At 40.5% G+C, this 23964-nt stretch carries 21 protein-coding genes; 15 read left to right on the top strand and 6 right to left on the bottom strand.

Features of this window, described 5'->3' with window-relative positions; translation table 11 throughout:
* Positions 1 to 51 precede the first annotated feature (51 nt).
* Positions 52 to 591, top strand: coding sequence for a DUF924 family protein (locus tag M2919_RS05685; protein WP_248848349.1), 540 nt, complete (start codon positions 52 to 54; stop codon positions 589 to 591).
* 19 nt (positions 592 to 610) lie between these two features.
* On the top strand, positions 611 to 1798 hold the full coding sequence (locus M2919_RS05680; RefSeq protein ID WP_248848348.1) for an iron-containing alcohol dehydrogenase: 1188 nt from the start codon (positions 611 to 613) through the stop codon (positions 1796 to 1798).
* 96 nt (positions 1799 to 1894) lie between these two features.
* Here M2919_RS05680 and M2919_RS05675 read toward each other — a convergent pair whose 3' ends face one another.
* Complete coding sequence (locus M2919_RS05675) at positions 1895 to 4591, bottom strand: alpha-mannosidase (protein WP_248848347.1); 2697 nt, start codon at positions 4589 to 4591, stop codon at positions 1895 to 1897.
* A gap of 15 nt (positions 4592 to 4606) precedes the next feature.
* On the bottom strand, positions 4607 to 5896 hold the full coding sequence (locus tag M2919_RS05670) for a glycoside hydrolase family 125 protein (RefSeq protein ID WP_248848346.1): 1290 nt from the start codon (positions 5894 to 5896) through the stop codon (positions 4607 to 4609).
* 140 nt (positions 5897 to 6036) lie between these two features.
* Between M2919_RS05670 and M2919_RS05665 the strand changes: the two genes are divergently transcribed.
* From M2919_RS05665 to M2919_RS05655, 3 genes are all read left to right on the top strand, one after another.
* Positions 6037 to 7101: a GntR family transcriptional regulator gene (locus M2919_RS05665; protein ID WP_248848345.1), complete on the top strand. Its 1065-nt coding sequence runs from the start codon at positions 6037 to 6039 to the stop codon at positions 7099 to 7101.
* Positions 7102 to 7174: 73 nt separating this feature from the next.
* The gene (locus M2919_RS05660) at positions 7175 to 9367 is read left to right on the top strand and encodes a GH92 family glycosyl hydrolase (RefSeq protein ID WP_248848344.1); all 2193 of its coding nucleotides are present in this window, start codon (positions 7175 to 7177) and stop codon (positions 9365 to 9367) included.
* Between the two features lie 20 nt (positions 9368 to 9387).
* On the top strand, positions 9388 to 10278 hold the full coding sequence (locus M2919_RS05655) for a DUF7916 family protein (protein WP_248848343.1): 891 nt from the start codon (positions 9388 to 9390) through the stop codon (positions 10276 to 10278).
* Between the two features lie 50 nt (positions 10279 to 10328).
* On the opposite strand, the gene M2919_RS05650 is transcribed toward M2919_RS05655, so the two are convergent.
* Entirely contained in the window at positions 10329 to 10754 is a 426-nt protein-coding gene (locus M2919_RS05650; RefSeq protein ID WP_126763589.1) for a NusG domain II-containing protein, read from the bottom strand.
* Positions 10755 to 10959: 205 nt separating this feature from the next.
* Between M2919_RS05650 and trhO the strand changes: the two genes are divergently transcribed.
* The 7 genes from trhO (at position 10960) to M2919_RS05615 (ending at position 16333) form a co-directional block, all read left to right on the top strand.
* Positions 10960 to 11925 (top strand): oxygen-dependent tRNA uridine(34) hydroxylase TrhO, encoded by a 966-nt coding sequence (gene trhO / locus M2919_RS05645; protein WP_248848342.1) that lies wholly within the window; start codon positions 10960 to 10962, stop codon positions 11923 to 11925.
* Positions 11926 to 12018: 93 nt separating this feature from the next.
* Positions 12019 to 12525: a methylated-DNA--[protein]-cysteine S-methyltransferase gene (locus M2919_RS10070; RefSeq protein ID WP_274981565.1), complete on the top strand. Its 507-nt coding sequence runs from the start codon at positions 12019 to 12021 to the stop codon at positions 12523 to 12525.
* Positions 12471 to 13136 carry a DNA-3-methyladenine glycosylase gene (locus tag M2919_RS05635; protein ID WP_023606735.1) on the top strand — a complete coding sequence of 222 codons (666 nt, stop codon included), beginning with the start codon at positions 12471 to 12473 and terminating at the stop codon, positions 13134 to 13136. The genes M2919_RS10070 and M2919_RS05635 overlap by 55 nt, the downstream gene beginning before the upstream one ends.
* Before the next feature lie 9 nt (positions 13137 to 13145).
* Positions 13146 to 13466 (top strand): nucleotide pyrophosphohydrolase, encoded by a 321-nt coding sequence (locus M2919_RS05630; protein WP_202585669.1) that lies wholly within the window; start codon positions 13146 to 13148, stop codon positions 13464 to 13466.
* Positions 13467 to 13632: 166 nt separating this feature from the next.
* Entirely contained in the window at positions 13633 to 14436 is an 804-nt protein-coding gene (locus tag M2919_RS05625; protein WP_248848341.1) for a TrmB family transcriptional regulator, read from the top strand.
* Positions 14437 to 14450: 14 nt separating this feature from the next.
* The gene (locus M2919_RS05620) at positions 14451 to 15329 is read left to right on the top strand and encodes a sulfite exporter TauE/SafE family protein (RefSeq protein WP_248848340.1); all 879 of its coding nucleotides are present in this window, start codon (positions 14451 to 14453) and stop codon (positions 15327 to 15329) included.
* 11 nt (positions 15330 to 15340) lie between these two features.
* Positions 15341 to 16333, top strand: coding sequence for an ornithine cyclodeaminase family protein (locus tag M2919_RS05615; protein WP_248848339.1), 993 nt, complete (start codon positions 15341 to 15343; stop codon positions 16331 to 16333).
* Between the two features lie 44 nt (positions 16334 to 16377).
* On the opposite strand, the gene M2919_RS05610 is transcribed toward M2919_RS05615, so the two are convergent.
* From M2919_RS05610 to M2919_RS05600, 3 genes are read right to left on the bottom strand one after another with little or no spacing between them, the layout of a single operon-like run.
* The gene (locus M2919_RS05610) at positions 16378 to 18264 is read right to left on the bottom strand and encodes a PTS fructose transporter subunit IIABC (protein WP_248848338.1); all 1887 of its coding nucleotides are present in this window, start codon (positions 18262 to 18264) and stop codon (positions 16378 to 16380) included.
* Positions 18254 to 19192 (bottom strand): 1-phosphofructokinase, encoded by a 939-nt coding sequence (gene pfkB / locus M2919_RS05605; protein WP_248848337.1) that lies wholly within the window; start codon positions 19190 to 19192, stop codon positions 18254 to 18256. The genes M2919_RS05610 and pfkB overlap by 11 nt, the downstream gene beginning before the upstream one ends.
* A complete protein-coding gene (locus M2919_RS05600) occupies positions 19189 to 19938 on the bottom strand; it encodes a DeoR/GlpR family DNA-binding transcription regulator (protein WP_248848336.1) in 750 nt (249 codons plus the stop codon). Before M2919_RS05600 ends, pfkB begins: the two co-directional genes overlap by 4 nt.
* Positions 19939 to 20121: 183 nt before the next feature.
* Between M2919_RS05600 and M2919_RS05595 the strand changes: the two genes are divergently transcribed.
* The 3 genes from M2919_RS05595 to mutS are packed head-to-tail and all read left to right on the top strand — an operon-like array spanning position 20122 to position 23947.
* Complete coding sequence (locus M2919_RS05595) at positions 20122 to 20922, top strand: TIGR00282 family metallophosphoesterase (protein WP_248848335.1); 801 nt, start codon at positions 20122 to 20124, stop codon at positions 20920 to 20922.
* An 11-nt stretch (positions 20923 to 20933) separates the two neighbouring features.
* Positions 20934 to 21347 carry a YlbF family regulator gene (locus M2919_RS05590; RefSeq protein ID WP_248848334.1) on the top strand — a complete coding sequence of 138 codons (414 nt, stop codon included), beginning with the start codon at positions 20934 to 20936 and terminating at the stop codon, positions 21345 to 21347.
* An 8-nt stretch (positions 21348 to 21355) separates the two neighbouring features.
* Complete coding sequence (gene mutS, locus M2919_RS05585) at positions 21356 to 23947, top strand: DNA mismatch repair protein MutS (RefSeq protein WP_420857183.1); 2592 nt, start codon at positions 21356 to 21358, stop codon at positions 23945 to 23947.
* Positions 23948 to 23964: the final 17 nt, after the last annotated feature.

Genomic DNA, 23964 nt, shown 5'->3' with positions numbered 1-23964 from the left:
GTAAACGCGTAAAAATATGGCAAAATATAGGTAGACTAGGAGGGATATTTCATGACATATCAAGATGTATTACATTTTTGGTTTGAAGAAGCAACGCCTGCGCAATGGTTTGAAAAAGATCCGACGTTTGATGAGACAATTCGCCAACGTTTTGGGGAGTGTCATCGTCAAGCAACGCAAGGAGAGTTAGTCGATTGGCGAGCGAGTGTTCGAGGACGTTTGGCAGAGATTATCGTGCTTGATCAATTTTCACGTAATTTATATCGTGATGACGCACGTTCATTTGCCTATGACGGTATGGCACTGGTTTTAACGCAAGAAGCGATGGCCCAGGAAGATTTATCCGAACTCACGACAGCAGAACGAGCCTTTTTGTATATGCCTTTAATGCACTCCGAATCTGAAAAGATTCATCAGATTGCTTTGAAAGCTTTTTCTGAACCGGGACTGGAAACTAATTTGGCATATGAAAAACAGCACTATGATATTATCAAACGCTTTGGTCGTTATCCACACCGAAATGCTGTCTTAGGTCGTCCGTCTACATCGGAAGAAATTGCCTTTTTAAAAATGCCGGGGTCTTCATTTTAAAGACGAAAGGAAGAAAAAAATGGAAAATTTTGATTTTCAAGCACCAACTAATATTTTATTTGGAGAAGGACAATTACAGCACTTACCACGACTATTACAAGAACACGGGCAGCGTGTGTTATTGACGTATGGTGGAGGAAGTATAAAACGTAACGGGCTGTATGATGAAGTTCAAGCATTGTTAAAGAATGCGAATATGACCGTTATCGAATTAGGGGGCATCGACCCTAATCCGCGCTTAGAGACTGTCAAAGAAGGTGCTCGCTTATGTCATGAACATGATATCGACGTGATTTTAGCAGTGGGCGGTGGTTCTACAATCGATTGTTCCAAAGCTATTGCGGCTGCGTATTACTATGATGGCGACCCTTGGGATTTTACACAGAAACGAGAGCTAGCAACAAAAGGACTACCGATAGTCACGGTCTTGACATTAGCTGCAACCGGCTCAGAAATGAACGGTGGGGCTGTTATTTCAAATATGGAAACAAAAGAAAAGTTAGGAATGGGTGGTCGTGCATTAATTCCGAAAGCATCGATTCTTGATCCGACCAATACGTTTACTGTGCCACGTTATCAAACAATGGCTGGGTCAGCCGATATTTTAAGTCATTTAATAGAAAACTATTTTAGTGTGACAGAGCATGCGACGGTGCAAGATCATGTCGCAGAAGGGCTAATGAAAACAGTTCTTCACTATACACCGATTGCTTTAGAACAACCTGAGCATTATGACGCGCGTGCTAATTTGATGTGGGCGAGCTCTCTTGCACTGAATGGCCTGACAGGAAGTGGGAAAAAAGGCAGTTGGTCTTGTCATCCGATGGAGCATGAACTGAGTGCTTATTACGATATTACGCATGGAATCGGTCTAGCTATTTTAACACCACGTTGGTTGGCACATATTTTAAATGCCGATACGGTTGAAAAAATCGCTGCGTTTGGTCGTGCTGTTTTAGGTGTGGAATGGGAAGAGCCATGGGCGGCAGCGCGTCAAACAATTCAACGTTTATATGAAACGTTCGTTGCGTGGGGCGTTCCGATGACGCTAGGCGAAGTTGGAATTGATCGTGAGTATTTAGAAGAAATGGCTGAACAAGCGGTCAAGCATAGTACGCTGGCGACACATGCCTACGTGCCACTGGAAGTAAAAGATGTGCAAGCTATCTATGAAGCTTGTTTAACACCGATGACCTTTACAGAGTAAATTACTAGATAAGAAAAAGCCCTGCCTTTCTCGTTCAAGAGAAGGGGAGGGCTTTTTGTGTGAGGTCAGTTGCTTGCTTCTACCAGTGTAGAAAATCTATGCGTTGTTTGATGTCCACAGCGTGGTGTGAATTTCAGCTGGTAATAAAGTTGACGTCAATGCTTTGTCAGAGACTGTTTCAATTAGCGTACTTCTAACCGCTTGATGTCCTGGAATGTCTAATGTCAGTGGCGCTTCATCATCAGAACTTAAGTTATAACCACGCATGATAATATTTAACGTGTGTTCTTGACACTTGAAGCTTGTTAATTGATAATTTGGACTTTCAATGGTCGCAAATTGTTTGTCGGCTGGTAAGGCACCAGCATGACGTGATGTTTGCGTAACAGAAATCGGTATTTGGAAATTATGGGCTTCTTGATATGTCGCAAAGCCGTCATTAGCTCCATGTGGCTCTATCGTGAAAGCAGCTGTTTGTTCTCCTAGGCACTGTGCTTCAGGTGTTTCAAAATAACCCCAATCTCCTAATTCGGCGGTAGCGCGTAAGATGGTGACAGCGATTGTCGTGTCTTGTTCTAATAATTCATATTCGTTTAACCCATAGTTACCAATCGTTAATCCATGTGTTTCGTTATGAACGTTAACAAAAGTTTGTTGATGTTGTGGATTCGTTGGATTTGTCCACGTATCCGCTACATCGTTAGGACGTGTCGCCACTTCGTAAATGCTGTCAGCAACATGTTTATTCGTTTCAATCATCGTTGGGAAGAGCACGCGTAAACGATGATTTTTCATTTGATTGTTAAAACGTGCTTCACATTGGATTTGGCGTTTGCCACGTTCTAGGCGTAATATCGTTTCTATTGTTAAAGGAGCTGTTTCTTTCGTACGTGTCGCGTGACGTTGACGAAACTCCGTAACAGACTTCATCTCTTCGCGTAATTGTTCTTCTTCTACACCAACAGGTACAGGTAAAGTTTGACGAATCATGACTTCGGCTAATAACGGGGTGTCGGTTATGACGTTGACTTCCGCTGGGTAATCATGACTGTATAAGACAGTCTTATCTGGTGATTGTTTAAAGATATATTCATTCCCAACATCGCCGACATTTTCATACGTTAGTAAGTTTTCAAAACGTTGTGCCGTTACTTTATCTGTTAAAGTAAGACGTCCATCTTCTTGAATTGTAAGTGTAACGTGTTCATTTTCTAGGTGATAACCATCGTTGGTTACCATAGAAGTTAGTGAGAATTCTTTCGCCTTACCTGCAACTAGAGCATAGCCTTTCCATGATAAAGGATCAAATGCTTCGTGGACACGAACGGTCACATAATTCGCCATAAACGGAATTCGGAAGCCATCTTTTGGTAAATCATAACCAAAACGAGTGTCGTATGCGACGATTTCCGCTGCGACTTGTTGTCCCTGTTCATCGATAACGTAAAAATCAGGCAAATCTTTGGCTTTTAATTCACGATAACCAGCAGGTGGGGGCATTTCTGAAAACGGAATGCGTTCCCACTCGATTTCTGTTTCAAATACCGTCTGTTTTTGATTTCCGCTAGTATTAAATGCGATAAATGGGCGACTTTCTTCTGGGAACACCTCAGTATTCATCGCAAGTGTTAAGGTTTCGAGTGCTTCACTAGCGACAAAGCGACCTACTTCAAGTGCTTTGTCAAAGCGGGTCATCATTTCTCGGTGAACTTCATCGACACTACAACCACAAATACTATCATGAGGGTGGTTTTGTAATAGTAATTTCCACGCATAGCGTAATTCATCGTGTGGATAACGACCTGACACTTGGCTTGCCATAGTAGCTAAAGGCTCAGCAATGCTTTCTAATTGACGTTGCACTTCGGTATTTTTTTGCTTTAAGTAGATGCGAGAAGAAGAAGTATTAGCTAACGTATACCAACCGTCTGTTTCTTGACTCGTTAATTCTCCTTCAACAGTACTTAGGTTGTCTGGTAAGTCGGTCATCACTGCCTCTAGGTACTCTTCAAAACTACTGTGAATAAATTCATAGTCATCGTAAAGTTCATTTGCGACTTTGATAGCTTGCGTCACATCCTTTTGTAAAGGTTGATGGTCACAACCATTCATCATCAGCAAATGATTCGTTGAAGCGTATAATTCTGCGTCTGCTAATTTGCGTTCCCAAAATACTTTAGCTTCTTCTTTATCTACAGGGATTTCATTACCATTACTGTACCAGTTAGCAAAGAGAAGGCCGAAAATTTTAGAGCCGTCTGGACCTTGCCACCACATTTCTGAGAATTGCGATGCATATTTTTCATCGTTAATTACGACGTTGTTAAAGCCGGTTGGTTTGACACCACGACCGAACGCCGCCATTTCAATGCCGGCTTCAAGCATCATTTGCGGAGCTTGTCCCATATTTCCAAAGGTGTCTGGAAAATAGCCTAGCTTAACTGGTGTTCCCCATTTGCGACTTTCTTCTAAACCAATCAACATATTACGTGTGTTGGCTTCTGAACTAATAAGGAAATCATCTTGCAAGATATAGAAGGGGCCGATTTTTAATTTTCCAGCGTCAATCGCTGCTTGGACTTCCTCTTTTTTATGAGGTCGGACTTCAAGATAGTCGTCTAAAATAATCGTTTGACCATCTAAATGGAAACTGTGAAAATCAGGATCTGTCTTGATAATTTCTAGTAAATCATCCATCAATGTGACAAGGCGCATGTGATGTTGCTCGTAAGGCATGTACCACTCGCGGTCCCAATGACTATGCGAGATAATATAAACTTTTTTCTTACTCATCGTAGTTGTTCCTCCTTATTTTTCAACGCGAATGTCATAGTAATCCATGACTAATTCGCAAAACATCATGTTCGCCCATGAGAACCATTCACGTGTATACTTAGTCGGGTCATCTACATGGACACCTTCGTGCATTAAATCGGTACCCCCGGTTGTTGCAGCGAGCATATCTAAAATACGTTTTTTCTCCGCTTTATCGGACGTCGTCATTCCTTCGATAGAAACAGCGATTGGCCAGATATAATTTTCAGGTGTATGTGAGCTACCAATGCCTTTTGCATATTTTCCTTCGTAATAATAAGGGTTTTCCTTACTTAATAGAGTGCGACGTGTCGCGAGATAAACAGGATCGTCGTCCGCGCAGTAGCCAAGGTATGGAGCAGACATCAGGCTTGGTACATTGGAGTCATCTTGAATAGAATGGTGACCTAGTCCGTCGACTTCGTAAGCATAAATAGTCTCACCGGCTTGATTTTGGATCTGTGCGTATTGGCGAATCCCCGCATCGATTTCTTCTTTGAGTTTTTTCGCTCGTTGTGCTACTTTAGGTTGATTGAAAAGAGAGGTATAAAGCTCTTCTAAATAGCCTAAGATGACGACGACAAACATATTAGAGGGGACTAAGTAGCCATAGATACAGCGGTCGTCACTTGGACGGAAACCTGACCATGTCATACCAGTATAGCCAACAGGAGTACCGCGCCCATCATGGGTTAACGTATCTTCTTCACGCCATGTGTCACGCTCAAATGTATAAGGTGAATTTTCATGATGTTGTTCTGTTTCAAACACTTCTAAAATTTTCGCCACACCTTTATGAAAATCGGCGTTAAATTGGTCGGTTTGCCCAGTTGCTTGATGTAATAAATAAGCGAGCTGAACAGGGTAGCAGAGTGAGTCAATCTCGTATTTACGTTCCCAAATCCAGGGGTTCATCTCAGTATGGTCTGTTTGATGCCCGGCATTATTGGGTTCTTCGTTGAAAGCGTTCGCATAAGGGTCGATGTTAATATAGAAAAATTGACGTTTGACTAGTCCAGCAATCATATCTGCTAAATCAGCGTCATCTTTTGCAATCGGTAAATAAGGACGTACTTGAGCGGTTGAATCACGTAACCACATGGCAGGAATATCGCCTGTTAATAAAAAGGTCGTGCCGTCTTCTTGACGCTTAACCGTTGTTAAAAGGGTATTGGCAAAACATTTGTTAAAAATCTCTCCCCACTTAGGGTTGTCCTGTTGTGTTAAAGAATTAATGTGATCCATAAAAGATTGGACAGATGCAGGTATCGTTTGATAAACCATGATGAGCCTCCTATGATATATGTATTTTATTTTTATACCCAAATGATATATCATTTACAAAAGAATGTCTATCTTTTTCTAAAGTTTAATGACAAGATGTGGTAAAATGATAAAGAAGACAGAAGAAAAGAGGGAACGTTATGAGTAAAATACCCTTATATCAACAAATTATTAATGATATAAAAAAAGATATAGTCTGTGGAAGATATACCAAAGGGGATAAAATTGCGACAGAGTTGGAGTTGTCGGAAAAATATCAAGTGAGTCGTATTACGTCAAAACGAGCCTTAGTAGAGTTAGAAGCTGAGGGGTTGATTTATCGCGTTCGAGGTAAGGGAAGTTTTGTAAAGGGGATACCAAGTAAAGTGTCGACAAATAAAAAAGAAGATTTATTATTTGTCAGTCCGTTTTCACATGACACGAGTTTTGGAAACTATGCTCAGGGTGTTTTTCAAGCGTTAGCGGGCACATCTTATCGTGTCGTCATGTTAGGACATGACCAGCTTTCGCAGTACCAAATTGCTGAAGTTGTAGAAAACTATGCGGGTGTGTTGTTCTATCCGATGACGCAAGAGATAGATATTGATTGGTTATATCATTTATATTTACATCGTGTCCCCACCGTTATTTTGGATAAAGAGTATGAAGCTATTGGCTTTCCGAGTGTTGTCGCAGATAACGAACAGGGAGGATACGAGGCGACGAAACATATGCTTGCGAGTGGTTTGAAAAAGATTGCGTTTGTTTCTAGTATGCCATTGCTTGAAGTGTCGACTATCCAAACACGTTATCTAGGTTATTTAAAAGCGCTATATGAAGAGAATGTGACAGAAAAATGCTTATATCAAAATTTAGAACGATTAGCTTTAGATGATTATTTAGAAGAAGTCGTCAGTCAGATGTTAGCGCAAGGTGTAGAGGGAATCGTAGCGGAAAATGATATTGTCGCAATTTCACTGGTTAATCAACTTAAAGAACGCGATGTACAAATTCCTGAAGAAGTTTCAATTGTCGGCTTTGATAATAGTCAGGCGAGTCAATTGATAACACCTAAACTAACAACGGTAGCACAAGATTTTGCTGAAATGGGTGCATTGGCAGCTAAACGATTAATACATCAAATTGAAGAAGCGAGTATTCAGGCGACGCAAGATGTGGTGCCAATTTGTTTAAAAGTGAGAGAAACGACTCATCAAGAAAAATAAGTATATCATTTGTTTACTTTTTCAAATTAATGGTATATCATTTAGTCAACTAAATGATGAAAGGCGTGGTAATATGATACGAACAGAACGTGATTTACTTTCGATAGACACGCGTCAAGGAACAGACAATCAGTATACTTTTTCTAATGGTAATGCTCTTCCATACACAGGCGTACCGTTTGGCATGAATTATTTTGTGCCGCAAACAGCTGGAGAGCGTGGAAGTTGGTTTTTTAATCCGAACGATCGTACCTTCCAAGGGTTTCGTTTAACGCACCAACCTAGTCCTTGGATGGGCGATTTTTCCTCATTTGTTATGACTCCTACTCAATCTAACGTGGCAGAGACGACTCTCTTTTTTCATCAAAGTAGTTATCGTCCAGACCAGAGTGTGTTTGCACCGCACTATTTAAATATTACATCTTTACGTCACAGAATTGTGTCTGAGTTAGTGCCGACGCGCTATGGTGCACAGTTGTGTATGACGTACCAACAACCAGAGACAGCAGCGTGGCTATTGTCTTTAAAAGGACGTTATACGTTTTCCCTATCAGATGATGGTTTAGCTTTGTCTGGTTATATAATCAATTATGCAGGCTGTGAAGATCCTGACTTTAAAATGTACGTCACGTTTCGTTTTTCAACCCCTGCGACATACTTATCAACAGAAGAGATGTTTAACGAAGAAGAGTCTGAAAAGACACATAGTTTGTTATTTGGTTTTGCTTCTGCGGCTGATAATGTAACCGTTTCAATCGGCACGAGTTTTCTTTCCAGCGACCAAGCGACACGACATGCTCTGGCAGTCGAAGGTGATTCTTTTGAGAGTTGGCGACACGCAGCGTGTCAAGAGTGGTTAGATTATTTAGGACGGATTCATATCGATGATCAAGCGTCAGCAGATAGTCGTACATTTTATGGTAATCTTTATCGAACGGGTTTATTTCCTCAAACCTTTTACGAACGTGACGAAGCTGGGAATGACTATCACTACGATACGATGAGTCGTAAAATACGACCGGGTAAATATTTTACAAATAATGGGTTTTGGGATACGTATAAGACGCTCTTCCCGTTATATTCCATTATTGCTAGCGATTACTATGACATTATGCTAGAAGGTTTTTTAAATGCATATCGTGAGACAGGTTATTTGCCTAAGTGGTTATCGCCTGATGAGCGTGGTCTAATGCCAGGAACTTTAGTGGATGCAGTGATCGCAGATGCCGCGGTAAAAGGCATTCGTTTAGATTTAATGCCTGAATTTTTAGAGGCGATGATCAAAGGAGCTACCGTTCAAAGCGAGCATGAACATTACGGACGTCGAGGAACGGAACAGTATATAGAGTTGGGGTATGTTTCGAGCGATTATGGTGAAAGTGTCAACCATACGCAAGATTACGCGTACAGTGATTTTTGTATTGCTCGCGTGGCAGAGCAATTAGGAGAAAGAGCTGTTATGGAAAAGTACGATCAACAATCGTTAAATTATCGCCATTTGTTTGATGCAGAAACAGGATTTATGCGACCGAAAACGGCTGCTGGTGAATTTGTGACACCTTTTAATCCTCTTGACTGGGGCAAGCATTATACAGAAGGTTCTGCTTGGCAAAATAGTCTAGCTATGTATCATAATTTTGCAGATATGATTGAACAAATGGGTGGAGCGGAAGCCTTTACGCATCATTTAATCGCCTTAGTTCAAAGTTCGCCTGATTTTAACGTGGGAGGCTATGGTTTTGAAATTCATGAAATGAGTGAGATGGCGGCGGTGGATTTTGGTCAGTTAGCGATGTCCAATCAGCCAAGTTTCCACATACCGTATTTGTTTAACTATGTGAATCAACCTGCCTACACGCAAATGCTCGTCAAAAAAATTCAAGACGAGCTATTTGATAGCTCTTGGCAAGGCTATCCGGGAGATGAAGATAATGGCAGTATGTCAGCTTGGTATATTTTATCAAGTTTAGGTTTTTACCCAGTTTGTCCAGGTTCAGGTGAGTATGTCGTTGGCGTCCCACGTTTTGAAAAAATGACCGTGAAGGTAGGCACTGATCGTGAATTAGTCATCCGGACGACTGCCTGTCCCAAAATGTATCCTTTCGTAAAAGGACTGCGAATTGACGGTGTAGAAGTAGCACCGTTAGCCATCCGTCATGAACAATTGATGACAGCCAATGAGATAGAATTTGAAATGAGTTTAATTCCCCCACTGCCTCAAGAAAAATGGCAGAAACACTTACCTTATTCATTGCATAAAAAATAAACTTAGAGGAGAATTTTAAGATGAAACGTTTAATTAGCAGTACGGCTTCAGAAATTAAGAGAATGTCAGCGACCGAGTTATTTCAATCAATCAAAGCAAGTGAGGGACGTACTGTTGTTTGTGAGAACATCAACCACGCCCAAGCGATGTGGCCATTAACAAATGCGGAAGTCTCCGTTTCGTTTGGTGGCGACATGATTTTGTTAAATGGCATGGATGTGTTGCAACCTCATGTTGCGGGGGTGGATAGTGAGACGGATGTGATAGCCCGCCTAAAAGAACTATCCGGTGCGCCTATTGGGGTTAATTTAGAGCCTGTTGCAGGAGAGGCTGCCTTAATGGAGTCGCAAATTGCGATTGCCAGTGGGCGTAAAGCAGTGAAGGAAACATTTGAAGAAGCGAGTCGTTTAGGGTTTGATTTTATTTGTTTGACTGGCAATCCAGGGACGGGTGTGACAAATGTCGAGATTGAAAAGGCAATTCGAGTGGCGAAAGAATCATTTGACGGTCTGATTATTGCAGGAAAAATGCATAGTTCAGGGGTAGATGAACCCGTTATTTCTCAAACGGCGATCGACCAATTTATAACAGCCGGTGCAGATATTATTTTACTACCATGTCCGGGTACGGTTCCTGGTATTCGTGAGCAAGAAGTCTATGAAGCTTGTCAACAAATTAAAGCAGCAGGTAAATTATCTATGTCTTCTATTGGCACGAGTCAAGAAACATCTGATGAAGCAACTATTCGCGAATTAGCTTTAGCAAGTAAACGTTGTGGTGTTGATTTACAACATATTGGCGATGCTGGTTTTGGTGGCATGCCGACTCCTGAAAATATTATGGCACTTTCTATTGCGATTCGCGGTAAGCGACATACTTATTATCGTATGTCACAGTCTATCGTTCGCTAGTATAAAGTAAAACAGCCACGCTCTCTAATAGAGCGTGGCTGTTGTTTTTGTTAATAGGTAATAATCATATCATCTTCGTCATCATCGGTAACGCCTTGAATTTCAATGACTAATTTATGTGGCAGGCAGATACTCGTCTGGCCCGGTTGACTAATCCAACTAGTACGAACAGCAATTTGGTCAGGACTATTATCTTCTTTGACTCGAATACGCGTACCGTCTACTTCAATAATATTATACTGTTTTTTTGAAGGGTGGTAAGTTTTCTCTTGATGAGGTGTTTCTTCCGATAGGACAAAACGGTCGACCTCTTTGCCGTCGATAGAAACGATTGCCACTGTTTCTCCTTCTTTATGTTGTTGCTTAGCTTGCGTATATGAAAATACCCCGATCGGTAAAAATGATAGTATCACTAAGAAAATAATGATAATGCCGTCCATGTAACGATATTGTTTTTTTAATTCTTTCCATAACATGAAACGTTCCTCCAATCATTATTTCTAAAGTGTAACAAAACTCATGACATGATGCAATCTTCTTTTTATTTGTTTTTTCACAATCTTTTAAAGTGAAAAAATGAACGACTATTAGCTCGTAAAACACAAACAAAACTGTTTACAATCGTCTTAGTTTGTATTATTGTATTATAGACGAATTATGTTTGTGAAAGGACTAAAAAAGATGAAATACCAAGTTTTATTATACTATCAATATGTAAGAATTGACAATCCTGAGGCATTTGCAAAGGTTCACTTAGAGATGTGCCGTTCTCTTAATTTAAAAGGGCGTATATTAGTAGCAGAAGAAGGAATCAACGGTACCGTATCAGGTACGATTCAAGATACTGAAAAGTATATGGAGTTAATGCATGCGGATGAGCGTTTTAAAGATATTCTCTTTAAAATAGATGCGTCTGAAGGTCATGCCTTTAAAAAAATGCACGTTCGTCCACGTCCGGAAATCGTTTCGTTAAAATTAGAAGATGATATTGACCCATTAGAAATCACAGGGAATTATCTTTCACCAAAAGAATTTAAAGAAGCGTTGTTAGATGAAGATACGATTGTGATTGATGCGCGTAACGACTACGAATATGACCTCGGCCATTTCCGCGGCGCTGTCCGTCCTGATATTCGTGTGTTTAGAGATTTACCTCAATGGATTCGTGATAATAAAGAACAATTTATGGACAAACGTATTGTCACGTATTGTACAGGTGGTATTCGTTGTGAAAAATTCTCAGGTTGGTTATTAAAAGAAGGTTTTGAAGATGTTAGTCAATTAAAAGACGGTATCGCTAAATATAGTCGCGATGAAGAGACACGTGGTGAACTATGGGACGGTAAAATGTACGTCTTTGATGAGCGAATCAGTGTGCCGATTAACCATGTTAATCCAACTGTTATTGGAAAAGACTGGTTTGATGGAACACCATGTGAACGCTATGTAAACTGTGGTAATCCAGAATGTAACCGTCAAATTTTGACATCTGTTGAAAATGAAGATAAATACGTTCGTGGATGTAGTGCAGAATGTCGTGCACACGACCGTAATCGCTATATTGCTGAAAATGATTTATCAGAAGCAGAATGGGAAGCACGTTTAAATGCTTTAGGCGAAACGCGTCAACAAACAGCTAACGTGTAATAAGTATAAAAAGCTAGCAGGGATTTTCCTTGCTAGCTTTTCTTTATGATTAAAAACGGACTATGTTAAAATGAAGAGCAAAGGAGGCCAATCATGGTAAACGTGCAAATGACAGAGATTGTGATGGACAAAGTGCAGCTGTGGATAGGGTTGTGTGAGGACGTTATTGTCTTTGTTGGCTCACCTAATGGATCGAAGGAGGAGGTTCATCAGTTTATAAAGAACGCCCATCTTGAAACGATTTTGATGCCAACAGATGTATTAAAGCAAGCCTTTACTGCGTATTTCGAAGAAGGTGTCCCTTTGACGCTTTCTTATAGCGATATTTTCGGAACGTCTTTTCAGCAAAAAGTTTGGCAGGCTGTTAGAATGATTCCGTATGGTGAAACACGATCTTATAGTGATCTGGCGAGAGCAATCGGCATGCCAAGTGCCGTTCGCGCTGTGGCGTCAGCAGTCGCTCGCAATCCACTTCTTTTAGTTGTACCGTGTCATCGTGTTATTCAAAAGTCAGGGAAGTTAGGAAACTATCGAGGAGGAGCGACATGGAAACAATCACTACTGAAATTAGAAAAATCTTTCCACGAGCCGACCGTTTAACACCTGATTGGTTTCAAAATAAAACAACAGTCGTGGCACAAGCCTTGTTAGGAAAACTGCTTGTTCATGAAACGACCAAAGGAGTGACAGCTGGTTATATTGTGGAAACAGAAGCTTATTTAGGAGCCGAAGATCAAGCTAGTCACAGCTTTCAAAGGAAACGCAGTCCTAAAAACGAAAGCATGTATCAGCAAGCTGGGACGCTTTATTTGTATCGAATGCACCGTCATACGTTGTTAAACGTGGTAACAGGCCCCCTTAATCAACCAGAAGCTGTTTTAATCAGAGCGATTGAACCTGTGATAGGGGAACGTATTATGCAAGAAAATCGCGCGCAACATGGTGTTAACTTGACTAATGGTCCAGGTAAGTTAACTCAAGCGCTAGGGATATCGTATATGTTAGACGGTTATTTACTCAATCAAGCGAATGTGAGTATCTGGGATGTGTCGCAAGTGCCGATGGATATTGTGGCTACACCCCGAATTGGTATTCCTAATAAAGGAGAGTGGACACACCGTCCTTTGCGTTATACAGTGCTAGGTCATCCGCATATATCTAGGCAATTAAAAAAAGAAGTTCGCACGTCCGTGTGGCAAAATAGAAAGTAGGTAAAAATGATGCGACAAGAAATTATCGACTTGGTCAATCAATTTCGTGATGAAAGAAATTGGCGACCGTTTCACAATGCAAAAGACTTTGCATTGTCTATCTCGCTAGAAGCTAGTGAATTGTTGGAAAACTATCAGTGGTTGTCGAGTGAAGAAGCCAATGAACGTCATCGAGAGAACATTGAAGATGAGGTGGCGGATATCCTAATCTATCTGACGATGTTCTGTGATGATTTAGATATTGATATGGAAGAAGTGATAAAGAAAAAACTTAAGAAAAATGCGATAAAATATCCTATTTCCTCTCAACCTAAAAATTTGATGAAGTAAAGAAGAAGCTTGTTTTGATTTTAAGAAACAAGCTTTTTTCTTTTGTCTATTATATTTAAAATCACCCTATTAAAAAAACTTTTTAAAAAGTATTGATAATTATTTCACAATAGAATATAGTAGTTACTGTAAGGAGCTACTATAAAAGAAAAAGTGAGGAAGTAAGATGAATACCATTAAACAAGTAATGAAAAAATTTGGCTATACAGAAAACGAGACAAGTATCTACATTACGCTATTAGAAAGCGGTAATCTCTCTGGATACGAAGTCAGCAAACGTTCCGGTGTGGCGCGTTCAAAAGTGTATAATCTGTTAGAAAATTTAGTGAATAGTGGACTTGTTGTGGTAAATAAGACTGAACCGAAGCTTTATCATGCGATATCAAGTGAAGAATTGCTCAATCTTTTGGAGCGAGATATTCATGCCGATTTAGCGCAACTCGAAAAGCAACTTACAAAAGTAAAAGAAACGGATGAAAGTGATGATTTACTGTGGAAAATTAATGGCTACGGGCCAACGTTAAGTAAAGCAAAATATTTAATTGAACAAGCAACAGAAAGTCTCTACATTCAGATTTGGGAACAAGAGTTAACACCCGAACTGATTGACGTGTTAGCTGCTGCCGAACAGCGTCTTGAGCATTTTGTCTTGATTCTATTTAAAGAAAATAATGACTTTACTTTACCGTTTACTCGTTACTATGATCATGGCTTTCAACAAGATAAATTAGCCGATTTTGGCAATCGATGGCTAAGTATCGTGAGCGATTCACAAGAAGTTCTATTTGGCGATTTGAACTTTGAAGTTAAAGAAGTTGAGTTGATTTGGACGAAGAATCGGGCGATGATGACTCTTGCGAAAGAGTACATTAAGCATGATGCCTATACATTAAAACTCATCGCTCAGTTACCAGACTCGATTGCAGAAACGTATCACGGCGATTTAGGACAGTTACGACAAATATACTGAGAAGAGGAAACGAAATGATAAAACCGCTATTATTATTGTCTATTGTATTGATTAATGGTTATTTTCTATTCACGTTTATCAAAGATTTATTGTTACATAAAGAAGAGATGAAAGCTGAAAAAGCAAATGGTAAAGTTTTACCGTTCACGTCATTTATCATGTTTTTCTTATCAACATTTGGTATTTCGGATTTTGCGATTGGGAGTGTGTTATATCCCAAGTTAGGTTGGACTTCAATGAAAAAGCTACCAGGGACACTTAACACGCAATGTGTTATTCCTGTCGCAACAATGGCGCTATCTTATATCACATCCATTGATGTGGGGATTAAAACATTACTCGTTTGTATCGTGTCACAAGTTATCGGGGCGTATGTTGGGCCACGTTTTGTTGTTAAATTACCTGAGCGAACGATTAAATTGTTTGTAGGGGTGGGCTTAATCGTAGCCGCAGGATTAATCTTTGCCGGTCAAATGAATTGGATAAAATCAAACGGAACAGCCACGGAGCTCTATGGAGGTAAATTAATTTTAGCTGCGGCATTATTATTCTTGTTTGGTGCGTTAAATAATATTGGAATTGGCTCATATTCCTTGACGATGGTTACCGTCTATATGTTAGGCTTAAACCCTGCAGCTGCTTTTCCAATTATGATGGGGGCTTGTACCTTCTCTGTACCTGTTGGCAGTGTCCAATTTGTTAAATTTGGAGAATACAGCCGTAAAATTACGCTTTATACCGCAACGTTTGGTGTGTTAGGTGTTTTAGCCGCCGTATTTTTAGTTAAAAACTTAAATGTGACCATGTTGAAATGGCTAGTGATTGTGGTCTTAATTTATAGTGCATACAGCATGTTGTCATCTTTAATGAAATCAGAAAAAGCAACCGCTTAGGAGGAAAAAATATGTTAATCTTAACAAAAGAAGATGTCCAAAAATGTTTTTCAATGAAAGAAGCAATCGAAGTATCCAAACAAGCTTTGGCAATGTATACTGCAGGTGACGCGCAAGTTCCTTTAAGAACAAATCTAGACGTCGCGCTACATGAAGGGCAAAGTCTGTATATGCCAGCTTATGCTAACGGTGATGTAGAAGCGTTAGGCGTAAAAATCGTTTCAGCGTATCCTAAAAATATTGATAAAGGGTTGCCAAGTATCCCAGCAACAATGGTCGTATTAGATCCAGAAACAGGGATTGTTTCAGCGATGATTGACGGCACGTACTTAACGCAGTTAAGAACGGGGGCAGTTCAAGGAGCAGGAACAGACTTACTCGCACGCCAAGATGCCACTGTTGGTGCGTTGATTGGAACGGGAGGCCAAGCAGCGAGTCAATTGGAAGCCATGTTAACCGCGCGTCCGTTAAAAGAGGTTCGCGTATTTGATATTAATTTAGAACGAGCGCAAGCTTTTGTCGCACAGATGGAAGAATTGTTAAGTGAATTTGAAACAACGTTTATCGCACTAGATGATATTTCAGCAGTTGTTCAAGGAGCAGATGTGATTACAACCGTGACGACATCGAAACAACCTACTTTTAAAGCAGAAGATGTTAAAGAAGGAGCGCACATCAATGGTGTTGGAGCTTACACACCTGAGATGAAAGAAGTTCCTGCCGGTATCATCGCAAGAGCGGACCGCATTATTTTTGATACGATGGATGGCGTTTTGGCTGAAGCGGGTGATTTCATCAGCCCACTAGAAGATGAAGTCGTAACTGAAGCTGATTATCATGGTGAGTTAGGTCAAGTCGTACGTGAAGAAGTGGCGGGCCGAGCGTCAGATAAAGATATTACGATTTTTAAAACTGTCGGCTCAGCTGTTTTAGATATTGTGACAGCACAAGCGATTGTCAATAAAGCAAAAGAGCAAGGAATTGGATTAGAATTAGATGTATAAAAAAGAGCTTCTCGTATAATCACGAGAAGCTTTTTCATTTAGATTTATTTTTTCATAAAGCCGATAATCAGGGCACTAATCAATGCGCCTAAAAGAATAAAGGCGATATAAAGCAATGGATGGCTAATTAAAAAGATAACGAATATCCCACCGTGTGGCGCCATTAATTTGATTCCCATACCGCTAACAAGTGCACCTGTGACAGCGGAACCTGCTACAAATCCTGGGATAATACGTAATGGGTCTGCTGCAGCAAAAGGAATGGCTCCTTCTGTGATAAATGATGCCCCCATAATTAAGTTAGTTAAACCAGCATTTTGTTGTTGCTTGTCAAATTTATTTTTGAAAAGGGTTGTAGCTAAGAAAATAGCAAGGGGTGGCACCATTCCGCCAGCCATGACAGCAGCCATCACACTACTACCACCTGTGGCAACAGAAGCTGCAAGTGTCCCTGTACCGAAGACGTAGGCGGCTTTGTTAACAGGTCCTCCTAAGTCGATCGCCATCATTCCAGCCAGTAACGCACCGAGTAGGGCAGCGTTTGCTCCAGAAAGGCCATTTAAGAAATTATTTAGACCGTTGTTAATGGCTTGCATTGGGATGTTAATAAGTAACATTAATCCACCTGTGATTAAAACACCTAGCACTGGATAGAAAAGAATCGTGCGAATTCCTTCGAGTGATTTAGGTAAATTAGCGAGCGCTTTTTTCAAGAAGACCATGACATAACCTGCTAGGAAACCACCGATTAAGGCGCCTAAGAATCCAGCCCCGCCAGACGCGGCTAAACTCCCCGCAACAAACCCGGCAACTAAACCAGGACGGTCAGCAATACTAAAGGCGATATAACCTGCAAGGATAGGTAACATAAAGCTAAATGCAGCGCCGCCGATTGTATTTAAGTAACCTGCAAAGGCGTTGTAGCTACCTAGTTGACTAAGTTCGCTTTGTGGGACTCCCATAAATTGGTCAACCATAAAGGCTAAGGCAATTGCAATTCCTCCGCCGATAACAAACGGTAACATGTTACTAACACCATTCATTAAATGTTTATAAATTTGTGAACCAACAGAAGTATTGCTTGAACGGCTTTCGTCCCCTGTATTTTTCTTATCTTTAGCATGATAAGTCGGGGCTTGTTCATCTAAAATTTGATTAATGAGTGCTTCTGGTTGGCGAATACCGTCGCCTACCGGACGACTTAGTAAAGGTTTGCCGTCAAAACGTGCCATTTCAACATTTGTATCTGCTGCGACGATAACGCCTTTCGCTTCAGCGATTTCTGAATCAGTCAGACGATGTTGGACTCCGTCAGAGCCGTTTGTTTCAACACGAATTCTAACATTCATTTCTTTTGCTTTTTTAATAAGAGCTTCTTCTGCCATAAAGGTATGAGCGATACCTGTTGGGCAAGCAGTAACTGCAACAATCAACGGTTGTGTCTCTGCAGCTGTTGCTTTAGGTGCTGTTTCTTTTGTTTCTTCTTGTGTCAGTACCGCGGTGATTTCTTGTGGTGTTTTAGCAGAACGAAGTGCCGCTAATTTGTCCGCGTCTAGCAATTGACGTGAAATCGCTGCTAACGTTTGGAGATGTGTATCGTTTTGGTCATTAGCTGGTACGGCAATCATGAAAAACAAGTCCGTTGGCTGTTGATCCAGTGCTTCATAATCTAGTCCATTCAATGATCGAGCAAACAAAACAACCGGTTCGGTCACTGCTTCATTTTTTGCGTGAGGCATGGCGATACCATCCCCTAATCCAGTTGACGTTTGTGCTTCACGTTTTAAAATGGCCTCTTTAAACTGCTCATGGTCTGTGACATAGCCATGTGTGACAAGGCTATTAATCATTTCATCGATGGCGGCTTCTTTAGATTGAGCCTTTAAATCGAGTAACATAATTTCTTGTTTTAATAAGTCGCTAATTTTCATCAGATTCTTCCTTTCTTGTTAAGCTGTTTATTTTGACTTGTTTGAGCATTGCTTCTATTTCTGTTTTAGTTGCTAAGTCGGCTGCAAATGCCGTAGCTGTTCCACTTGCTACCGCCAATTTGAAACTTTCAAGCGGAGAATAGCCTAGTGTCACACCCGCTAAAAAGCCTGCCACCATAGAGTCCCCAGCTCCGACAGAATTAATCAATTCGCCTTTAATAGGTAAGGCTTGATATACCTTGTTTTCCGTGAAAAATAATGAGCCATCTCCACCTAAAGAAATAATGACATGTTGGGCACCTTTTGCCTGTAAGTCTTGTCCGTAAGGTATCATTTCTGCTACAGACGTGAATGTCGTTTGATATAAATCAGCAAGTTCATGATGATTAGGCTTAATTAAAAAAGGCTGATAAGGTAGTGCTTCTTGCAGTGGTTCACCTGTTACGTCTAGTAAAAAGCGAGCACCTTGTTTAGTAATTTGTTGGATAATCGTGTCATAAAAATCAGCTGGTAAGCTATTTGGCAAGCTTCCTGATAAAATGACCGTGTCGTCTTCGGTTAAATCTGCTAGTTGTGCTAAGAGCGCCTTTTGCTCTTTGGTAGAAATAAGTGGACCTTTTCCATTTATTTCGGTTTCCACATGTGATTTCATCTTGAGATTAATACGCGTGGTGGCGTTTATCGGTGTAAATTGATGAGAAATTCCTTCATCTGTTAGGGCGCTTTCGATAAAAGCTCCCGTGAAATCACCTAAAAAACCTAAGGCAGTGGCTGGAACATTTAATTGATGTAAAACACGAGAAACATTAATACCTTTACCGCCAGGGAAGTAGTAAGAGTCATCATAGCGGTTTAAAGATCCTTCATGAAATTCATCTAAAAAAAAGTTAAAATCAATGGATGGATTTAAAGTTAATGTGTATATCATAGTGTGACCTCCGTAACTGTTGTGTCTTGATAGAGCGTGTGCCACTTTTCAGGTAAAACGTCTGTAATAATTTTAGCTTCTTCTAAATTTGCTACTTTCGAAAAGCTTAACGCTTCAAATTTAGAATGGTCAGCTAAGACAAAGCACTGCGAAGATTGACGCATGGCAGTTGCTTTGACGGTGGCTTCCTCTTCATCAGGCGTTGTAAAGCCATATTGATGATGAACGGCATTCATTCCCATAAAAGCTTTACTAAAATGATACTGGCCGAGTTGTTTAACACTTTCGCTCCCAATAATAGCTTGCGTAGATAACTTTAACCGTCCGCCAATCATAATGGCAGGAATCTGATGTTGCGCTAGATAATGAGCATGTACAATCGAATTTGTGACAATGCGAATATCCGTCCGTAATATAAAAGGTAACATTTCATAAGTAGTAGAACCTGCATCTAAATAAATAACATCATTTGGTTCAATGAGCTGTGCTGCTGAACGAGCAATCGCTTTTTTCTCCACTAGATATAAGTCAGCTTTTTCACTCATGCTAAGTTCAGTATTTAAATGAAATAACGTACTTGCACCGCCATGAACTCGTTTTAACTGACCATCTTGTTCAAGTTCTTTTAAATCACGACGAATGGTGGATTCTGACGTCTGGGTTTCTAACACTAAATCAGATGTCTTGATGGTGTGTCGCTGTGCTAATTCTTTAAGAATGTATGCTTTACGTTCTTCTGTTAACATAATCATCCCTCACTTTATGTATAGTTTAGCATAAAAACAAAACGCTTTCAATCAAAAACATCCAAAATCATCCAAAAACAACCAAAAGCAATTGGTTTTAATAAAGAAAAAAGTCGCTAGCTTTCAATTCTACTTATTTATTGTTAAAATATAAGGTAATGAAAAAGAGAAGAGGATGCATGAATGCGAATATTATTTGTAGGGGATGTCGTGGGAAGTTTAGGTCGAAAAATGGTGGCAGAATATTTGCCGCGATTAAAGCAACGGTATCGTCCTCAAGTGACCATTGTTAATGGCGAAAATGCTGCGGCAGGTCGAGGTATTACTGAAAAAATCTATAAAAAATTATTACAAGACGGGGCAGATGTCGTCACTCTTGGTAATCACGCTTGGGATAATCGGGATATCTTTAATTTTATCGATACTGCACCGAAAATGGTTCGACCGGCAAACTTTCCAGTGGCCTCTACGCCGGGTCAAGGAATTGTCTATGTGAAAGTCAATCAAGTGGAGTTGGCGGTGATTAATCTTCAAGGACGCACATTTATGACGGCGATTGATGATCCATTTGAAAAGATAAGCGAATTAGTTGCTGAAGCGAAACAGCGTACGCCGTTAATTTTTATAGATTTTCATGCAGAAACGACCAGTGAAAAGCAAGCGATGGGTTGGTATTTAGATGGCCAAGTCTCAGCAGTTGTTGGGACACACACGCATGTTCAAACAAGTGATGCACGTATTTTGCCGGGAGGAACGGCTTATTTAACGGACGTTGGGATGACAGGTCCGTATGATGGAATTCTTGGGATGCAGCGAGAAGCTGTGATAGGGAAATTTCAAACGGCGTTACCCCGTCGATTTGAAGTCGTTGAAGAAGGTCGCGGCCTTGTCTCTTATTGTGTGATTGAATTGGATGACCAGACGGGACAAGCTAAATCGATTACACCGGGCTTAATAAATGCTGATCATCCTTGGCGTGATTAGAAGGTGATAATATGACAGAAGAAAGACATATTCAAGACGATGACATTCAAGGAGCGTTGACAACATTATTGCATCAGTTGCAAGCGTACGATGTGATTCAAAACTATCAATTGATTGAAGCACAAGCAAAAGATCATCCTGCGCTACAGGAGCTGATTGAACGTATTAAAGCTGAGCAAAAAAATGTCGTGCAATTTGAGCATTATGATAAACCAGTAGCTGCTCAAAAAGCATTAAAGGAAGCTGATCGTTTACAAGCGGAGCTAGAAAATCATCCACTAGTGGTCAGTTACCGTCATCATCTTATCGAGGCCAATGAACTCGTCCAATATATAACACAGCGTATCGAGACAACTGTGAACGACGAATTAGAACATAAATTTTTAGAAACGTTTCAACAAGAAGAACCGTTTGATGAGGAGTGACGTAGAAAGTGTCTCAATCTAAAAAAATAACCCCTATGATGGAACAATATTTGGGAATAAAAGCGCAATATCCGGATGCTTTTTTATTTTATCGTTTAGGCGACTTTTATGAAATGTTCTATGAAGATGCTGAGCGAGCGGCGCAATTGTTAGAATTAACGTTAACAAGCCGCAATCGTAAAGCAGAAGATCCGATTCCCATGGCGGGTATTCCTTATCATTCTGCAGAAGGATACATCGAAACTTTAGTGGAGTTAGGCTATAAAGTTGCTATCTGTGAACAAGTAGAAGATCCTAAGATGACCAAGGGGATGGTCAAGCGAGAAGTCGTCCGTTTAATCACACCGGGAACGGTAATGGAAGGAAAAACGATTGAAGCCAAAGGGAATAACTACTTAACAGCGCTTTACTATGAAAACGAGAGTGACATCGGTTTTGCCTATGTCGATTTAAGTACGGGTGAATTGAAAGTCACACATTTAGTAGATGAGATGAGCGTTATTAATGAATGTGCTAACTTAAAAACGAAAGAAATAGTTTTAGGGACAACTATTCCCGACTCATTAAGAGAACAACTGGCATTGCGTTTTAATATTTTGTTTTCTGAGCACGATGCGTCGGAAGTTTCGACAAGTCATACAGTAGATGATTCACAGCTTGACATGCCGAGTATGAAAAAAGTTCTCGACACGTTAATTAGCTATTTGTCGGTAACACAGAAAAGACATCTGAGTCACTTGCAGCCAGCAGAAACGTATGAACCAGCTCATTATTTAAAATTAGATCACTATTCAAAATATAATTTAGAGCTTACACAGTCAATTCGGACGGGAAAAAAACACGGTACGCTGCTTTGGTTATTAGATGAAACGCAAACAGCTATGGGAGGGCGTCTTCTAAAGCAATGGCTCGACCGACCGCTTATTCAAAGTCATGTAATTGAACGTCGTCAACAACGTGTGCAAATTTTGGTTGATAGTTTTTTTGAACGGCTAAGCTTGCAAAATCTACTCAAAAATGTATACGACTTGGAGCGCCTAGCAGGTAAGGTCGCCTTTGGAACAGTGAACGGTCGCGATTTATTACAGTTGAAACACTCTTTGCAACAGATACCAGACATCCGTCATGTTTTGACGGGGATTAATCAAGGGGAGTGGGATGACGTACTAGAGGAAATGGATCCTGCACCAGACGTGGTCGCTTTGATTGACCGTGCGATAGATGAAGAAGCACCTCTTTCGATTACAGAAGGCAAGGTAATCAAAGACGGTTATCACGAGCAACTCGACCAATACCGAGATGCGATGCGTAACGGAAAAAAATGGTTGGCGGAGTTAGAAGCGCGCGAAAAGTTAGAAACAGGTATTAAGACTTTAAAAATAGGATTTAATAGAGTATTTGGCTACTATATAGAGGTCAGCAAAGGACAATTAGCGAACTTACCTGAAAGTCGTTATGAAAGAAAGCAGACGTTAGCGAATGCCGAGCGTTTTATTACCCCAGAGTTAAAAGAAAAAGAATCATTAATTTTAGAAGCAGAAGAAAAGTCACAACAACTAGAGTATGAGCTGTTCTTAGAAGTGCGTGAAGCAGTCAAACATGAAATTAGTCGTTTACAACGTTTAGCACGTGCTGTCGCTGCTGTTGACGTTCTACAGGGGTTTGCGACAGTCAGTGAAGCGTATCAATATGTTCGACCAGAAATGGTACAAAATGGACAAAACTTATGTATTCAAGATGGCCGACATCCTGTGGTTGAAAAAGTGATGGGGCATCAATCATATGTTCCAAACGATATTGAAATGTCTGAAGATACAGAGATACTACTTATTACGGGGCCTAATATGTCAGGTAAGAGTACTTATATGCGTCAACTTGCTTTAACGGTTGTCATGGCTCAGATGGGCTGTTTTGTCCCGGCAACGCATGCGGTCTTGCCTATATTCGACCAAATCTTTACACGTATCGGGGCGTCGGATGATTTAATAGCCGGACAAAGTACCTTTATGGTTGAAATGATGGAAGCGAATGAAGCCTTGCAACACGCGACGCCTCAAAGTTTAATTTTATTTGATGAACTGGGTCGTGGAACGGCGACGTATGACGGTATGGCGTTAGCACAGGCTATTATCGAATATATTCATCAAGAAGTTCATTGTAAAACACTGTTTTCAACGCATTATCATGAACTGACTGTTTTGGAAGAGAATTTATCAAAAGTGGTCAATTATCATGTGGGAGCTGTTGAAAAAGACGGGGATGTTGTGTTTCTCCATAAAATGTTACCGGGACCAGCGGATAAAAGTTACGGTATACATGTAGCCAAGTTAGCTGGGATGCCATCTAAACTTCTAGCGAGAGCAGCTGAACGCTTAACTGAGTTAGAGAGTTTATCCGCCGCACCGTTAGTAAGTGATACCCGCGTTCAAGTGAACGAGAGAACTGAAAAGAAAGCACAAGAACAGCTCAGTCTGTTTCCAAGTGTAGACCAAGATGAACAAGCAGTATTAGAAGAAGTCAAGCAACTTAATTTATTAACTATGACGCCACTTGAAGCGATGAATGTCTTAAGTCAGTGGCAAGAAAAATTAAAGGGGTAAAAAGAAGGAGGCACTCG

The sequence above is a fragment of the Vagococcus lutrae genome (assembly GCF_023299185.1).
In the GTDB taxonomy this organism is placed as follows: domain Bacteria; phylum Bacillota; class Bacilli; order Lactobacillales; family Vagococcaceae; genus Vagococcus_A; species Vagococcus_A lutrae.
The sequence above is the reverse complement of the archived record's forward strand: the minus strand, read 5'-3'. Positions and strand labels throughout refer to the sequence as shown.

Excerpts from the sequence above, each read along its gene's own strand:
- M2919_RS05685 (WP_248848349.1), top strand. The coding sequence starts at position 52 with ATGACATATCAAGATGTATTACATTTTTGGTTTGAAGAAGCAACGCCT.
- M2919_RS05680 (WP_248848348.1), top strand. The coding sequence starts at position 611 with ATGGAAAATTTTGATTTTCAAGCACCAACTAATATTTTATTTGGAGAA.
- M2919_RS05675 (WP_248848347.1), bottom strand. The coding sequence starts at position 4,591 with ATGAGTAAGAAAAAAGTTTATATTATCTCGCATAGTCATTGGGACCGC.
- M2919_RS05670 (WP_248848346.1), bottom strand. The coding sequence starts at position 5,896 with ATGGTTTATCAAACGATACCTGCATCTGTCCAATCTTTTATGGATCAC.
- M2919_RS05665 (WP_248848345.1), top strand. The coding sequence starts at position 6,037 with ATGAGTAAAATACCCTTATATCAACAAATTATTAATGATATAAAAAAA.
- M2919_RS05660 (WP_248848344.1), top strand. The coding sequence starts at position 7,175 with ATGATACGAACAGAACGTGATTTACTTTCGATAGACACGCGTCAAGGA.
- M2919_RS05655 (WP_248848343.1), top strand. The coding sequence starts at position 9,388 with ATGAAACGTTTAATTAGCAGTACGGCTTCAGAAATTAAGAGAATGTCA.
- M2919_RS05650 (WP_126763589.1), bottom strand. The coding sequence starts at position 10,754 with ATGTTATGGAAAGAATTAAAAAAACAATATCGTTACATGGACGGCATT.
- trhO (WP_248848342.1), top strand. The coding sequence starts at position 10,960 with ATGAAATACCAAGTTTTATTATACTATCAATATGTAAGAATTGACAAT.
- M2919_RS10070 (WP_274981565.1), top strand. The coding sequence starts at position 12,019 with ATGGTAAACGTGCAAATGACAGAGATTGTGATGGACAAAGTGCAGCTG.
- M2919_RS05635 (WP_023606735.1), top strand. The coding sequence starts at position 12,471 with ATGGAAACAATCACTACTGAAATTAGAAAAATCTTTCCACGAGCCGAC.
- M2919_RS05630 (WP_202585669.1), top strand. The coding sequence starts at position 13,146 with ATGCGACAAGAAATTATCGACTTGGTCAATCAATTTCGTGATGAAAGA.
- M2919_RS05625 (WP_248848341.1), top strand. The coding sequence starts at position 13,633 with ATGAATACCATTAAACAAGTAATGAAAAAATTTGGCTATACAGAAAAC.
- M2919_RS05620 (WP_248848340.1), top strand. The coding sequence starts at position 14,451 with ATGATAAAACCGCTATTATTATTGTCTATTGTATTGATTAATGGTTAT.
- M2919_RS05615 (WP_248848339.1), top strand. The coding sequence starts at position 15,341 with ATGTTAATCTTAACAAAAGAAGATGTCCAAAAATGTTTTTCAATGAAA.
- M2919_RS05610 (WP_248848338.1), bottom strand. The coding sequence starts at position 18,264 with ATGAAAATTAGCGACTTATTAAAACAAGAAATTATGTTACTCGATTTA.
- pfkB (WP_248848337.1), bottom strand. The coding sequence starts at position 19,192 with ATGATATACACATTAACTTTAAATCCATCCATTGATTTTAACTTTTTT.
- M2919_RS05600 (WP_248848336.1), bottom strand. The coding sequence starts at position 19,938 with ATGTTAACAGAAGAACGTAAAGCATACATTCTTAAAGAATTAGCACAG.
- M2919_RS05595 (WP_248848335.1), top strand. The coding sequence starts at position 20,122 with ATGCGAATATTATTTGTAGGGGATGTCGTGGGAAGTTTAGGTCGAAAA.
- M2919_RS05590 (WP_248848334.1), top strand. The coding sequence starts at position 20,934 with ATGACAGAAGAAAGACATATTCAAGACGATGACATTCAAGGAGCGTTG.